The sequence below is a fragment of the Peribacillus sp. NPDC076916 genome, assembly GCF_050269675.1.
GTDB classification, from domain to species: domain Bacteria; phylum Bacillota; class Bacilli; order Bacillales; family DSM-1321; genus Peribacillus; species Peribacillus aracenensis.
This window is the reverse complement of the sequence record NZ_JBNNIU010000014.1, coordinates 14,757-29,119: the sequence shown is the minus strand read 5'-3', so window position 1 is coordinate 29,119 and position 14,363 is coordinate 14,757. Positions and strand designations below refer to the sequence as shown.

Here is a 14,363-nt window from a genome sequence, read left to right as displayed (position 1 = left end):
CGAATTCACATTAACCATTACATAAAGGAAGGGTAATAAATATGAAAAAGATTTCTTTAGATGTTTTCTTTATATTAATAGGAGCTTTTATTTTCGCTTTGGCAATAAATCTTTTCGTCATTCCCAATGAACTTGGTGAGGGGGGAGTAACGGGGATAACCATCATTTTATTTTATCTTTTTGAATGGTCACCAGGGCTGTTAAGTTTGATCATTAACGCTTTCCTGCTCATCGTCGGTTATAAATATTTATCGAAAATGACAACGGTATATACAATCATAGCCGTTGCATTTAATTCACTTTTCCTTCATTTAACCGAAAGTTGGACGATTTCTTCAGATGAATTGGTTATCAATGCGATATTTGGCGGAGTTTTTGCCGGTGCAGGAATTGGCATGATCATTCGTGTCGGAGGCACTACTGCCGGTACGACGATCCTGGCACGAATTACGAATAAGTATTTGGGATGGAGCTTAAGCTATGGACTTCTGTTTTTCGATTTGATCGTTGCGTTCTCATCTTATTTCATCATTGGTGCAGAAGGCCTGATGCTCACTATTCTTATGCTTTATATTGGAACAAAAACGATGGAGTTCATCATTGAGGGATTAAACCCGAAAAAAGCGATTACCATCATTTCAAATGAAGCGGACCAGATTGCAAAACAAGTAACCGAATTGATGGACCGGGGGGTCACTGTTTTTAGCGGTCATGGATACTACACAAAGGCATCCAAGGATATTTTATATATCGTTATAAGTAAGCAAGAGGTACTAAAGTTAAAGAGAATAGTGCAGTCGACAGATAGCAATGCTTTTATAGCCATACATGATGTTAGGGACGTATTTGGTGAAGGATTCCTGGATATCTCGAAGTCCTGATGCGATTTGTGAGGCGGATATGGTATATGCGAATGAAAAGGCCTAATAGGCTTTTTTATTTTGCAATGCAAAAAATCTGTAAATTCCTAATATTTTGTTATATTATGTAAGTAAGAAACCACACACCCTGAGGAGTGCAGCCATTAAATGTGGAGGTGTCCAAGATGATCCTTTTAAAAGTGGATGACAGAAAGTTCGGGAAAAGCAAGATCAAGTACAGTGTCGTTGATAAGGAAACGAATGAATTGATCATTAGCGGTGTGTTTAAAGAGTTTGGACAAGCAAGCGATAAATATTATGAATTGAAGGATGAATACGGTTCATCCAATGTGAAGATGATATTGAAGTGAAAAGAGGGGGACCGACGGGTTTCCCTTTTTTCGTAGGCAATGCCATGAATGAAAATGCCCGTACAATAAATAACCGGATAAAGGAATAATCATAGATCTCTGAATCATATAATTAGGTTAAGAGAGTTCTTGATATCCTTTTTTTACAATATACTACAATTTTATTGTAAAGTATGGAATTTGATGGTAATATAAAGCACATAAATGTAAACGTTTGCAAAGATTTTTGTGAGGAGGTGATGTAAAAGAACTACGATAGACCATGATTTTTATAGAATGAAAGGCTTTTATTTTACTATTTTATGCAAACGTTTTCTTAAAATTGCATGAATCTTATGAAAAAGGGAGAGTCGGTAGGCATGAAGCGTAAAAAATGGTACGGGGGAATACTTACTGTTTTATTAGTTTTTAGTGTGATTTTGGCTGGATGCTCCTCTTCAACTGGTGGAAATAGCGACTCAAAGGATGTCGTGACGCTGGATATATTTCAATTCAAGGTAGAATTCAAGTCGCAATTCGAGGCATTGGCAAAACAATATGAAAAAGAGAATCCAGATGTAAAGATCAAGGTATCGACGGTTGGCGGCGGAAATGATTATAAATCAGCCATTACGGCAAAGTTCGCTTCAGGTGAGGAGCCGGCGGTCTTTAACATTGGCGGACCGGTGGATGTCGAACAATATAAAGATAGATTAACGGATTTAAAGGATACGAAGGCTGCTGCCGCAGCACTTGATGGCACTTTGGATGGCGTGGAAGAGGACGGGCAAGTCCTTGGACTTCCATTTAACCAGGAAGGATACGGCTTGATTTATAACAAGCGGATATTTAAAGAAGCCGGAATTAATCCTGATGAAATTACAAGTTATGAATCCTTAGAGGCGGCAGTCAAGAAAATGGATTCGCAAAAAGACAAATTGAAAATCGATGCAGTTTTCGCTTATCCGGTCAAAGAGAAGTGGGTGACAGGAAACCATTTATCCAATGTTTTCTTAGCACCGGAGTTTGATGGGAATGTGTTAGAGGCAAGTAAGGCTCCAACGGTTAAATTCACGGATGGTGACAAATTTAAACAACTGGTCGATATCCAAAATAAATATTCCGTCCAGCCGACAGCAAGCCTCGATTACTCCCAACAAGTGGAAGAGCTGTTCTCACTTGAAAAGGTTGCGATCATTCAGCAAGGTAACTGGGTGTATAACACAGTATATGATATGGACCCTGAGTTAGCTGAAAAGGGAATTGGCATCATCCCGATTCCAAATGGAGACTCTGCAGGCATGCCGGTCGGCGTACCGAACTATTGGGCGGTGAACAAGAAATCGGATGAAAAAGTACAAGAAGCAGCGAAGAAGTTCCTCGACTGGATGTATACATCCGAGGAAGGGAAAAAGGCCGTTTTGGAAGACTTTAAATTCATTCCTGCATATGAAGGATATGATGTCGAAAAAATTGCCGATCCAATTTCAAAAGAAATTTATAAATACTCCCAAGAAGGAAACACGATTGGCTGGGTGTTTAATGGATATCCGGTTGGTTGGAACGATGATCTTGGGGCAAGTGTCCAAAAATACGTAACCGGTAAATTGACTTGGGAGGAACTTGTCCAACAGAACATTGAAAATTGGGAGAAGATTCATAGCAAATAAGTATTGGGAAATGCAAGTGACCGATCGGCATGAAAACTGTGCCGATTGGTTGTTCCTTGTTATAGAAAAGTCACTTAGGGGAATTGCCTCGACAAGGGATTCATCAAATAACCCAGTCATGATCTAAAACCATTAACTATTAAATCATTTCAAGGAGGTCGGTTTCGTTGAGAAATCGGGATGCCGCATATTGGCTGTTTTTGACACCTGTTCTTGCTGCACTCATTTTGGTTGTGATCGTGCCACTCATCTACGGATTTTATTATTCCTTTACGAATTGGAACGGTTTAGGGACGCCGGATTTCATCGGTCTTAAGAATTATATGGACTTGTTTACGGATAAAGGGTTCCTTGATACATTTTGGTTCACCATTAAATTTTCCGTAGCGGCAATTGTGGTAATCAATATCATCGGATTAAGTTTGGCTCTCATCGTGACTTCGAAAATTAAATCAAGCAACATACTGCGGACGGTTTTCTTTATGCCAAATTTAATAGGCGGTTTGATTCTCGGCTTTATTTGGCAGTTCATTTTTATTAAGGTCTTCGGTGCGATTGGTGATTTGACTGGGATCGAAGCATTTAATGGATGGTTATCAACGACTGATACAGGTTTTTGGGGATTGATCATTTTAACATCATGGCAAATGGCCGGATATATCATGATCATTTATATTGCCTATTTGCAGGCTGTTCCTGAAGACTTGATCGAAGCGGCAAAAATTGATGGAGCTAACAGCTTCCAGCGTTTTCGCCATATAACTTTTCCACTAGTGGCACCCGCTTTTACCGTCAGTTTGTTTTTGACGCTTTCCCACTCGTTCAAGATCTATGATCAAAATCTTTCTTTGACGAATGGAGCTCCCTATAATTCAACTGAAATGGTTGCGATGAACATTGTAAAATCGGCCTTCACCGAAAATGATATGGCATATGCACAGGCAAAAGCGGTTATCTTTTTCGTGATCGTGGCGGTCGTTTCGCTGACACAGGTCTATTTCAATAAAAAACGGGAGGTTGAGCTGTGATGAGGGGAAAATGGAAATTGTGGCTGATTGGATTCATCGGATTCATTTTGGCCGTATTATGGCTCACTCCGTTTTATTTAATGCTTGTAAATGCCTTCAAAATGAAACGGGATATATTTGCCGATACACTGGGACTGCCTGAAACCTGGACATTCGAAAACTTCATTCAAGCTTTCGAGCAATTGGATTTCCTCCGGACTTTATTCAATTCTTTATTGATATCGGGCGTCAGTGTCGTCATCATCATCATTTTTTCTGCAATGGCAGCATACGCCCTTTCCCGAAACAAAAGTAAAATAAGTTCCCTGCTTTTCTTCGTGTTTGTAGCAGCCATGCTAATTCCGTTTCAGTCTGTGATGATACCGCTCGTTGCCCAATTCGGACAGCTAGGGATGTTGAACAAGGCCGGATTGATTTTCATGTATTTAGGTTTTGGCTGCAGTCTTTCCATATTCTTATATCACGGTACCTTAAAAGGCATTCCCATCTCACTTGATGAGGCAGCAAAGATTGATGGTGCTAACCGGTTTCAGGTATTTTGGTATATCATCTTTCCATTATTAAAGCCGATGTCGATTACAGTTGGCATCTTAAATGTCATTTGGATATGGAATGACTATTTGCTGCCATCCCTTGTTATTGGCGGAGCGGGATCGGAGACCATTCCGCTTAAATTATTCTTCTTTTTCGGTCAATATACGAAGCAATGGCATCTTGCCTTGGCTGGACTTACTTTATCCATCATTCCAGTCATCATTGCGTACTTTTTTGCTCAGAGGCAAATTATCAAAGGAATTGCAGATGGAGCCGTTAAATAACTATTTAAATATAGGGAATATTAAACCATGTGCGGTGAACGGGGAGTGTTGATGAATTTGTCTGTTACTATAAAAGACGTTGCCAAAAAAGCGAATGTCGCTCCATCAACGGTATCGCGTGTAATCCATAACAGCCCGACAATCAGTGAAAAGACAAAGCGTAAAGTACGCAAGGTATTAAAGGAAATGGGCTATCATATGAATGAAAATGCCCGGAACTTAGTCACGAAGTCAACTAAGGCCATTGGGATCGTCATGAAAAGTTCGGCAAGGGAATCACTTTATAATCCCTTTTTTCCAGAAGTGATCAGAGGCATCGGGGATTTTTGTAATAAAGAAGGGTACAGTCTTTCTCTGACAACCGGGGAGACGGAGGATGCCATCTTTGAGGATGTCGTGAAGATGGTTCAGGGCAGAAGAGTGGATGGCATGATTGTTTTGTATTCTAAAAAGGACGATAAAGTGGTGCCATACTTATTAAAGCAGGGCTTCCCGTTCGTTTTGATAGGGAAGCCAGGCACGACCATGAGCGGTATCACATTCATTGATAACGATAATGTTCAAGCGGCCAGGGAAGTATCGGAGTTTGTAATCAATCTTGGACATGAGCGAATTGCCTTTTTAGGAGGCAGTCCCGAGTTTGAGGTGATCCAGGACCGCCTGACAGGCTTTCAACAAGCGATGGAACAGGCCGGGGTGGATGTACGTCAGGAATATATCAAATTGATTCCTTTAAATCGAACGGATGGAATAAAGGCGATTGACGAATTGCTGGAATTGAAAGAGGCGCCAACCGCTTTTTTGGTTATGGATCTTTTATTGGGTGTTCTCTTGCTTGGAGTGTTGGCTGAAAAGAACTTGAAAGTGCCACAGCAAATAAGCGTCGTCTGTTTTAACCACTCGGAATTCATAGAATTTCTAAGTACGCCGCTGACAACGGTTGATATCCATACGTATCAGTTAGGGTATGAGGCGGCAAAATGCGTGTTCGATTTAATTGCAAATCCGGAAATGATGGAAAAGAGTATCAGCATTCCTACCAAAATCATAAAGCGGGAGTCACATTTTGTTGCCGAAAAGGAAATTAAAAGAAAAATGTAGAAATGTTTTACCAATTAAAGCTTGATTTTTGCTAACATAAATTTACAATATAGATTATCACTATTATTTTTGAAAATTCATACTTTAAAGGGATAAATTATGTTCTTATATTTTGATCTACTCTAACGCAAACGTTTGCGTTATGAATAAAGAGGTAATAGTTAAACATGCAAAGCAAGTTGCCATGAAATGAATCTTGAATGGAGGAGGTTGTTCATGAGAGTCCTGGTATGGAATGAGTTTCGCCACGAGAAAACAAAGCCTGAAGTAGCAAAAGTATATCCGGATGGTATCCATGGTGCAATTGCCGGCTTTTTACAAAGCGGGCAGGTCGAGGTGAGAACCGCCACTCTTGATGAAGAAGAGCATGGATTAACCGAAGAAGCACTGAAACAAACCGATGTACTTCTTTGGTGGGGGCATGTTGCACATGATGAAGTTCAGGATGAAATCGTTGCAAGGGTTCACAAGCGAGTACTCGAAGGAATGGGTCTCATCGTCCTCCATTCCGGTCATTTTTCAAAGATCTTCAAACGATTAATGGGCACGACTTGCGATTTGAAATGGCGGGTTGCGGATGAACGGGAACGGCTCTGGGTTGTCGATCCAAGTCATCCTATCGTTGATGGAATCGGAGAATATATAGAGCTTGAGAAGGAAGAGATGTACGGGGAACATTTTGATATTCCTGCACCAGATCAATTGATATTCGTCAGTTGGTTTGAAGGCGGGGAGGTATTTAGAAGCGGTTGCACGTATCAGCGGGGAAAAGGGAGGATTTTCTATTTCCGTCCAGGTCATGAAACATATCCTACCTACCATAATCCCGAGATTCAACGAGTGATTAAGAATGCCGTTAATTGGGTCAAGCCGGAATTTGGAATCGTAACGAACTACGGGAAAGCCGAACCGTTGGAATCCATCTCAGGCAAAGAGCTGAAGTGAAGGAGCGAACAAAATGGGCAAAGTGAAGGTAGGAGTCATTGGATGCGGGAGTATTGCAAAAAACAGGCATTTTCCGGAGTATGATGCACATCAGGAAACGGAGATCATTGCCGTTTGTGATATTGTGCCTGACCGGGCGAATGCAGCAGCACAAAGGTATGGCGCGCAAGCATATACTGATTATATAGAACTTTTGAAGAATGAGGAGATTGAAGCGATCAGTGTATGTACCCCGAATTACCTGCATGCACGCATCACAGTTGCGGCCTTGGAAGCTGGTAAGCATGTCCTTTGTGAGAAACCAATGGCTACTTCTTTAGTAGACGCTGAAAAAATGAATGCAGCAGCAGCGAAAAGCGGCAAAATACTAATGATTGGTCATAATCAGCGTTTTGTTCCCTCTCATCAAAAAGCGAAGCAGCTTATTGAGAGCGGGGAGGTAGGGAAGGTCTATAGCTTCCGGACGGCTTTTGGACATTCCGGGCCTGAAACTTGGAGCGTGGATGGACTGGAAAGCTGGTTTTTTAAAAAGGATCAGGCAGTCATTGGTGCAATGGGCGATTTAGGTGTTCATAAAGCTGATTTATTACGGTATATCCTTGGAGAAGAATTTGTTGAAGTGGGAGCCTTTGTGGAAACGACTGCCAAGAAAAATACAGACGTTGATGACAGTGCGGCCTGTATCCTCCGGACGGAGAGCGGTATCATCGGAACGCTTACCGCCAGCTGGTCTTATGCAAAAGAAGACAATGCTACGGTCATTTATGCGGAAAAAGCGGTATTGCGTCTTGAAGACGATCCGAAATACTCACTGATCATCCATCATGATAATGGAAAGACAGAAACCATCCAATTAGGAAGCATCCAGACTAATGACTCAGAAGGACAGCATGATTCCGAAGTGATCAGCCACTTTGTAAAATGTGTGGTGGACAATGAGGAGCCACTTGTCTCAGGAGTTGAAGGATTAAAATCACTAAAAGTCATTCTTGGCGCGATGGAATCAAATGCATCCCGAAAAATCATCCGCTTATAAAGGGGTTAAAAGTCATCATGTACAAATTAAAAATGGGTATTATCGGTGCTGGCGGAATTGCCCAAAAAAGGCATATCCCAGCTTTTCAAAAATTTCAAGATAAAGTGGTTTTATACGCCATTCAGGATATAGATGAAATGAAGGCGCGAGAAGTGGCGCGTGAATTTCATATCGAGAAGGTTTTCACCAATTATGAAGAAATGTTTGCCGAAGTGGATGCTGTTACGATTGCAACGCCAAACAAGTTCCATGCGGAGATTTCCATTGCTGCTCTGCAAGCAGGTGTACATGTGTTATGCGAAAAGCCAATGGCCATTACAACTGAGGAATGTTTAGCAATAACCGAGGCTGCTAATATATCGGGTAAAGTTTTATCGACCGCTTATCATTACCGCTTCATGAAGGAAGCCCAGGCTGCAAAGAAAATGATTCAGGCGGGTGAAATCGGTGAGCCGTATGTAGCGCGTGTACAGGCAATCAGGCGACGAAAAGTCCCTGGCTGGGGAGTGTTTACAAGCAAGGAATTGCAAGGCGGGGGAAGTGTGATCGATTACGGCTGCCATTTGCTTGATTTGGCTTTATGGCTGATGGATGACCCAGAACCGATTGAAATCGTAGGTTCGACATATAATTATGTCAGTAAGGGTGTCGATCAAGTCAATTTGTGGGGGAATTTCGATGCCTCTGTATTTGAAGTGGATGACCATGCCACGGCATATATCAAATTTGCCAACGGAGCATCTTTATTATTCGAAACATCTTGGGCCGCTAATATACGTGAAGAAGCAACTGTTTTAAGTTTATCCGGAACGCAAGGCGGTCTTGATGTGTTCCCGCTGGTCTTGAACCAGGCTAAGCACGGCATGCTTTTAAATAGTGAGGCCGTATGGATGCCAGGGGAGGATACACCAGACCTGCAGCAGGCAGAGAACTTTATTAATAGCTGTCTGGGGCTGGCAGAACCATTGGTAAAACCATCAGAAGCCATGAAAGTTTCGAAAATAATCGAAGCCATTTATCAAAGCTCGGCAAGTGGGAAGGTCATGAGCATAAATTAATGAAAAGGTGAGGTGGGGCTTGTGAAATTAGGGATTTTTACAGTGCTATTTGCTCAAAAATCATTCGAGGAGATGCTTGATTATGTCGCAGATTCCGGATTAAAAACAGTTGAAATCGGTACAGGCGGGTATCCAGGCAATATCCACTGTCCGCTCGATGAACTGCTGGAAAGTGAAGAAAAACGCCAAAAATACCTCGAAGCTGTTCAAACAAGAGGATTAACGATCAGTGCATTCAGCTGCCACGGCAATCCAATCTCTCCAGATGAAGCATTCGCTAAAGAAAGTGATGAAACACTTATTAAAACAATCAAGCTTGCATCCTTACTGAACGTCCCGGTAGTCAATACCTTTTCTGGTACAGCCGGTGATCACGAAGGAGCCAAATATCCAAACTGGCCTGTCGCCCCATGGCCGAATGAGTATACAGATGTGCTGAAATGGCAATGGGAAGAAAAATTGATCCCCTATTGGAAAAAAGCAGCTGCCATTGCCGATGAGCACAATATAAAAATCGGACTTGAACTGCATGGGGGCTTTCTCGTTCACACACCCTACACCTTGTTAAAACTGCGGGAAGCTACATCTGATGCAATAGGCGCCAACCTGGATCCAAGCCACCTTTGGTGGCAGGGCATCGAACCAGTCGGGGCCATCAAAATCCTAGGGAAAGCGGGAGCCATCTACCACTTCCACGCAAAAGACACATACTTGGATCAGGATAACATCAATATGTATGGATTAACTGACATGCAGCCATATGGGAATATCCAGAGCCGTGCCTGGAACTTTCGCTCTGTAGGATGCGGCCATAGCCTGCAAGAATGGTCCGACATCATGAGCGCCCTTCGCACATACGGTTACGATTACGTCGTCAGCATCGAACATGAAGATCCGCTGATGTCAGTTGAAGAAGGATTCCAACGGGCTGTTACCAATCTGAAAACTGTACTCATCAACGAAAGCCCAACTGATTTATGGTGGGTATAATTTGTAGCCATAACGAGCAGCCTATTGCAGGTTGCTTTTTATTTTGGCCCTTACTCGAAAAAGTGGAATTCACGAGTAAAAGTGCGGAATTCACGAGTAAAGTGGAATTCACGAGTAAAAGCGTGAAATTCACGAGTAAAAGTGCGAAACTCACAAGTAAAAGTGTGAAATTCACGAGTAAAAGTGCGAAACTCACGAGTAAAAGTGCGGAATTCACGAGTAAAAGCGTGAAACTCACGAGTAAAAGTGCAAAATTCACGAGTAAAAGCGTGAAACTCACGAGTAAAAGTGCGAAACTCACGAGTAAAAGTGCGGAATTCACGAGTAAAAGTGTGAAATTCACGAGTAAAAGTGCGAAACTCACGAGTAAAAGTGCGGAATTCACGAGTAAAAGTGCAAAATTCACGAGTAAAAGCGTGAAACTCACGAGTAAAAGTGCGAAACTCACGAGTAAAAGCGTGAAACTCACGAGTAAAGCGGAATTCACGAGTAAAAGCGTGAAACTCACGAGTAAAAGTACGAAATTCACGAGTAAAGTGGAATTCACGAGTAAAAGTGCTAAATTCACGAGTAAAAGTGCAAAATTCACGATGGCTGTATCCAAGGAGATAACTGGTTTAAAAAAAAATCAATTTGACAGTCACTATACTAAGTGTTACAGCATACCATGTAGTAAGTAACACTGGATACCAACAGCACTGAATAGTGAAGTGGCAAAAATATTTTTAAGAAAAAGTTGACACCTCTACTACTCGGTGTTACTGTTTAGGTGTAATAAGTAATACTAAATAGCGTGGTTTCCCAAAAGCTATTCCGTAAAAATTCCCCTCAGAACTAAGTTTTACTTAATATAAGTCGCAAAATAGAGGAGGCTCTGAACATGGAAAATTTAACTGAAATGCTGAAGGGTTCACTGGAAGGCTGCGTGCTGGAAATCATCAGCCGCCATGAAACCTATGGTTACGAGATTACCCGCCGCCTGAACGAGCTTGGGTTTACTGAAGTCGTGGAAGGGACGGTCTACACCATCCTCGTGCGATTAGAAAAGAAAAAGCTGGTGAACATAGAGAAGAAACCGTCAGATATGGGGCCGCCCCGCAAGTTTTACTCACTTAATGAAGCTGGCAGCCAGGAACTTGAACTGTTTTGGAAAAAATGGGATTTTGTATCATCGAAAATCAACGTCTTAAAGTCAATCTAGCTTCATAAGATATTCCGTACGATATTTTTGGAGTGTCTTGTTCAGCTTTAGAAAAGAGGAGGAAAAATAACATGATGGAATTGTTCAAAAAAATGATTGGTGATAAAAAAGAGTATAAAATGATGATGGCACGGGTTGAAGCCCTGCCAGAGGACTACCAGTTTGTATTTAAGAAAATTCAAAACTACATGTGGAATTTCTCGGCGGGCAACGGGATGGATATGCTGCACATGCAGTATGAATTAATCGATTTGTTCGAAGCCGGTGCGGCGGAAGGCAGACAAGTGCTGGAAATCACCGGGGACGACGTGGCGTCCTTTGCCGACGAACTAGTGGCAAATGCTAAAACCTATTTCGCCAAGTATCGTGAAGATTTGAATGAAAGTATCGTGAAGCGATTGGGAAAAAATAAATTCAATAAATAATTCCGACTGAATAGCTGGTTACAAATGTGAAATGCCACCTACGCTATTCAGTTATATTTTAACCTGGTAATAAGTTATACTGATTATCAGTCAGACTAAATAGAGGGGTATAGGCAATATAGTTCCGCAGGGCGCTCGGAAGGATAATTAGGGTTCTTACAAGCGGTTTTGCTGCACTATTAAAAGGAGGAAAAAAGTATGAGCAATGCAGCGATTTCTGTAAAAGGGTTAATAAAAAACTTTAAAGACAATGAAGTCTTAAAGGGGGTGGATTTTGAGGTACGGCGTGGCGAAATTTTCGCACTGCTGGGCTCAAATGGAGCGGGCAAGACGACGACGGTCAACATCCTCTCGACTTTGATGAAGGCCGATGGCGGCGAAGTCGGTATTTGCGGCTTTGACGTCCAGTGTCAACCGGAACATGTTCGCCAGAGCATCAGCCTGACAGGGCAGTTTGCAGCTTTAGACGGCATGCTTACCGGGCGCGAAAACCTGCTGATGATCGCCAAGTTGCGGGGAGTTTCCAATCCCGCTCAAGTCGCCGACAATCTGCTTGCGAGATTCAGCCTGACCGATGCGGCCAACCGCCGGGCGGATAAATATTCCGGCGGGATGAAGCGCCGGCTTGACATTGCCATGAGCCTGATTGGGACGCCAGCCGTCATTTTTCTCGACGAACCGACGACAGGGCTTGACCCCGAAGCGCGGATTGAAGTCTGGGATACCGTCAAGGAGCTTGCCGGCGGCGGCACGACAATCTTGCTGACGACCCAGTACCTGGAGGAAGCCGAACAACTGGCGGATCGTATCGCCATCCTGCATGGCGGAAAAATCATCTCGACCGGGACCCTTACCGAACTCAAGGAGATGTTCCCGCCAGCGAAAGTGGAGTACATTGAGAAGCAGCCGACATTGGAGGAAATTTTCCTCGCGATCATCGGCAAAAAGGAGGAGATGTAAATGAATAGCAAAACAGGGGTATTACTAGGGCGTTTAATGCGCAATATCATGCGCAGCCCTGATACAATTATCACGGTTGCGATAACGCCGATTATGATGATGCTGCTGTTTGTCTACGTGTTTGGTGGCGCCATAGAGGCAGGCACGGACAGCTACGTCAATTATTTATTGCCGGGAATATTGCTGATGGCTATCGCATCCGGCGTCGCTTACACCTCCGTGCGGCTGTTTACGGATGTAAAGAGCGGGCTGATGGCGCGTTTCATTACCATGCCCATCAAGCGCTCGTCGGTATTGTGGGCTCATGTGTTGACCTCGCTTGTATCCAATGCGCTTACTGTCGTCGTGGTGATCCTCGTCGCGTTCTTGATGGGCTTCCGTTCCAGCGCTGATATCCTGGATTGGCTCGCGGTGGCTGGGATACTCGGGCTGTTTACGTTAGCGCTGACATGGCTGGCAGTCATTCCGGGATTGACAGCGGGGTCCATGGAAGGGGCTACAGCCTACTCGTACCCGCTGATTTTCCTTCCGTTTATCAGTTCGGCCTTTGTCCCCACCGAAACCATGCCTAAAATTGTCCGTGCGTTCGCTGAGAACCAGCCAGTGACTTCAATCGTGAATGCAATTCGTGCCTTCTTGTATGAAGGGTCAGTTGGCAACGATATCTGGATCGCGCTTGCCTGGTGCGTCGGCATCATGGTAATCGCTTACTTCTTCGCCAGTAAAGTATTTAAGCGCCAGTTAGGGTAAGTACACCATTATCGGATTAGCCATTACAATAGTCAGCCATTGCGATGAATGCATTTGCTATCACATGGAAGAAATGCTTAAATGCCGGGGCAACCATCCTATGTTAACCCTCAAAATTGTTGTGATTGGTGGTGGCTCGATCATTTTCCTAACGCGAGGTTTGCCATGCATGCTCCGAGTAAAACTGCAAAACTCACGAGTAAAAGCGTAGAATTCACGAGTAAAACTGCAAAACTCACGAGTAAAAGTGCGGATTTCACGAGTAAAAGCGTGAAGCTCACGAGTATATCCGCAAAACTTAAAGCAAATGATTGCTGAAAATTCTTCTGAAATTAAAAAAGCGATGCCCCCGAAAATCTGGAGGCATCTTCATTATCATCTTTGCCTTGGGGTGTAATCCAATTCCTTAAATAGCTCTGTCAATTCATCTTCGGTCAGGTCGCGCCATTGTCCGTTCGCCAGTCCGTCCAGATGGATGTTCATGATCCGGATTCGATGTAAATCACGGACTTCATACCCCAGTGCGGAGCACATACGGCGGATTTGTCTGTTCAGTCCTTGCATCAAAGTGATGTTAAATGTATATTGGGTCAACTGCTCAACCTTGCAAGGAAGTGTTTTCGTATCCAAAATCTCCACTCCTGAGGACATATCTTTTATGAAGGACGCGGTAATTGGCTTATCCACGGTTACGATGTATTCTTTTTCATGCTTGTTTTCTGCCCGAAGGATTTCATTTACGATGTCTCCGTCATTTGTAAGAAGGATCAGACCGCTTGAGTCTTTGTCCAGCCGTCCGATATGAAAAATGCGAAGCGGATGATTTACAAAATCAACGATATTCCCTTTAATGTGTTTTTCGGTCGTACTTGTAATCCCTATCGGTTTATTCAATGCAATATAGACATTTTGCTGTTCGACTTTTATCGGCTTGCCGTCTACACGGACATCATCGCCGGGTTCAGCTTGGCTCCCGAGCTCAGCTACAGTGCCATTAATCGTCACACGGCCCTCGGCTATCCATTTGTCTGCGCCTCGTCGCGAGGTAATTCCGGATTCACTGATAAATTTATTGATCCTCAACTAAAGCACACCTTTACATTCAGATTTTCTTCTTTAAAGAATAACGTAAATCATGGTGCATAGACAAGGGGAAAAGACAGAAAGCGTT

The 14,363-nt window shown here is 43.1% G+C and carries 17 protein-coding genes; 16 read left to right on the top strand and 1 reads right to left on the bottom strand.

Features of this window, described 5'->3' with window-relative positions:
• Positions 1–41: 41 nt before the first annotated feature.
• From ACQKFG_RS24220 to ACQKFG_RS24145, 16 genes are all read left to right on the top strand, one after another.
• Positions 42–881: a YitT family protein gene (locus tag ACQKFG_RS24220; RefSeq protein WP_192207686.1), complete on the top strand. Its 840-nt coding sequence runs from the start codon at positions 42–44 to the stop codon at positions 879–881.
• A 164-nt stretch (positions 882–1,045) separates the two neighbouring features.
• The gene (locus tag ACQKFG_RS24215) at positions 1,046–1,231 is read left to right on the top strand and encodes a hypothetical protein (RefSeq protein WP_192207687.1); all 186 of its coding nucleotides are present in this window, start codon (positions 1,046–1,048) and stop codon (positions 1,229–1,231) included.
• Between the two features lie 359 nt (positions 1,232–1,590).
• Positions 1,591–2,880, top strand: coding sequence for an ABC transporter substrate-binding protein (locus tag ACQKFG_RS24210; RefSeq protein ID WP_349729802.1), 1,290 nt, complete (start codon positions 1,591–1,593; stop codon positions 2,878–2,880).
• Between the two features lie 167 nt (positions 2,881–3,047).
• Complete coding sequence (locus ACQKFG_RS24205) at positions 3,048–3,908, top strand: carbohydrate ABC transporter permease (RefSeq protein WP_076370709.1); 861 nt, start codon at positions 3,048–3,050, stop codon at positions 3,906–3,908.
• Positions 3,908–4,726: a carbohydrate ABC transporter permease gene (locus tag ACQKFG_RS24200; RefSeq protein ID WP_192207690.1), complete on the top strand. Its 819-nt coding sequence runs from the start codon at positions 3,908–3,910 to the stop codon at positions 4,724–4,726. Before ACQKFG_RS24205 ends, ACQKFG_RS24200 begins: the two co-directional genes overlap by 1 nt.
• A 57-nt stretch (positions 4,727–4,783) precedes the next feature.
• Positions 4,784–5,827, top strand: coding sequence for a LacI family DNA-binding transcriptional regulator (locus ACQKFG_RS24195; RefSeq protein ID WP_427563645.1), 1,044 nt, complete (start codon positions 4,784–4,786; stop codon positions 5,825–5,827).
• Between the two features lie 216 nt (positions 5,828–6,043).
• The gene (locus ACQKFG_RS24190) at positions 6,044–6,772 is read left to right on the top strand and encodes a ThuA domain-containing protein (RefSeq protein WP_427563567.1); all 729 of its coding nucleotides are present in this window, start codon (positions 6,044–6,046) and stop codon (positions 6,770–6,772) included.
• A gap of 13 nt (positions 6,773–6,785) precedes the next feature.
• On the top strand, positions 6,786–7,808 hold the full coding sequence (locus tag ACQKFG_RS24185) for a Gfo/Idh/MocA family protein (RefSeq protein WP_076370715.1): 1,023 nt from the start codon (positions 6,786–6,788) through the stop codon (positions 7,806–7,808).
• A 17-nt stretch (positions 7,809–7,825) separates the two neighbouring features.
• Positions 7,826–8,866 carry a Gfo/Idh/MocA family protein gene (locus tag ACQKFG_RS24180; protein WP_034305944.1) on the top strand — a complete coding sequence of 347 codons (1,041 nt, stop codon included), beginning with the start codon at positions 7,826–7,828 and terminating at the stop codon, positions 8,864–8,866.
• Positions 8,867–8,887: 21 nt separating this feature from the next.
• A complete protein-coding gene (locus tag ACQKFG_RS24175; RefSeq protein WP_192207693.1) occupies positions 8,888–9,856 on the top strand; it encodes a sugar phosphate isomerase/epimerase family protein in 969 nt (322 codons plus the stop codon).
• On the top strand, positions 9,847–10,536 hold the full coding sequence (locus tag ACQKFG_RS24170) for a hypothetical protein (RefSeq protein WP_427563566.1): 690 nt from the start codon (positions 9,847–9,849) through the stop codon (positions 10,534–10,536). The genes ACQKFG_RS24175 and ACQKFG_RS24170 overlap by 10 nt, the downstream gene beginning before the upstream one ends.
• Positions 10,537–10,736: 200 nt before the next feature.
• The gene (locus ACQKFG_RS24165) at positions 10,737–11,057 is read left to right on the top strand and encodes a PadR family transcriptional regulator (RefSeq protein WP_192207695.1); all 321 of its coding nucleotides are present in this window, start codon (positions 10,737–10,739) and stop codon (positions 11,055–11,057) included.
• 71 nt (positions 11,058–11,128) lie between these two features.
• Entirely contained in the window at positions 11,129–11,482 is a 354-nt protein-coding gene (locus ACQKFG_RS24160) for a DUF1048 domain-containing protein (RefSeq protein ID WP_349729798.1), read from the top strand.
• Positions 11,483–11,680: 198 nt separating this feature from the next.
• Positions 11,681–12,442 (top strand): ABC transporter ATP-binding protein, encoded by a 762-nt coding sequence (locus ACQKFG_RS24155; protein WP_192207697.1) that lies wholly within the window; start codon positions 11,681–11,683, stop codon positions 12,440–12,442.
• A complete protein-coding gene (locus ACQKFG_RS24150; RefSeq protein ID WP_349729797.1) occupies positions 12,443–13,192 on the top strand; it encodes an ABC transporter permease in 750 nt (249 codons plus the stop codon).
• A gap of 81 nt (positions 13,193–13,273) precedes the next feature.
• On the top strand, positions 13,274–13,510 hold the full coding sequence (locus ACQKFG_RS24145; RefSeq protein WP_427563559.1) for a hypothetical protein: 237 nt from the start codon (positions 13,274–13,276) through the stop codon (positions 13,508–13,510).
• A gap of 57 nt (positions 13,511–13,567) precedes the next feature.
• On the opposite strand, the gene rluF is transcribed toward ACQKFG_RS24145, so the two are convergent.
• Positions 13,568–14,275 (bottom strand): 23S rRNA pseudouridine(2604) synthase RluF, encoded by a 708-nt coding sequence (gene rluF / locus ACQKFG_RS24140; protein ID WP_352925132.1) that lies wholly within the window; start codon positions 14,273–14,275, stop codon positions 13,568–13,570.
• Positions 14,276–14,363: the final 88 nt, after the last annotated feature.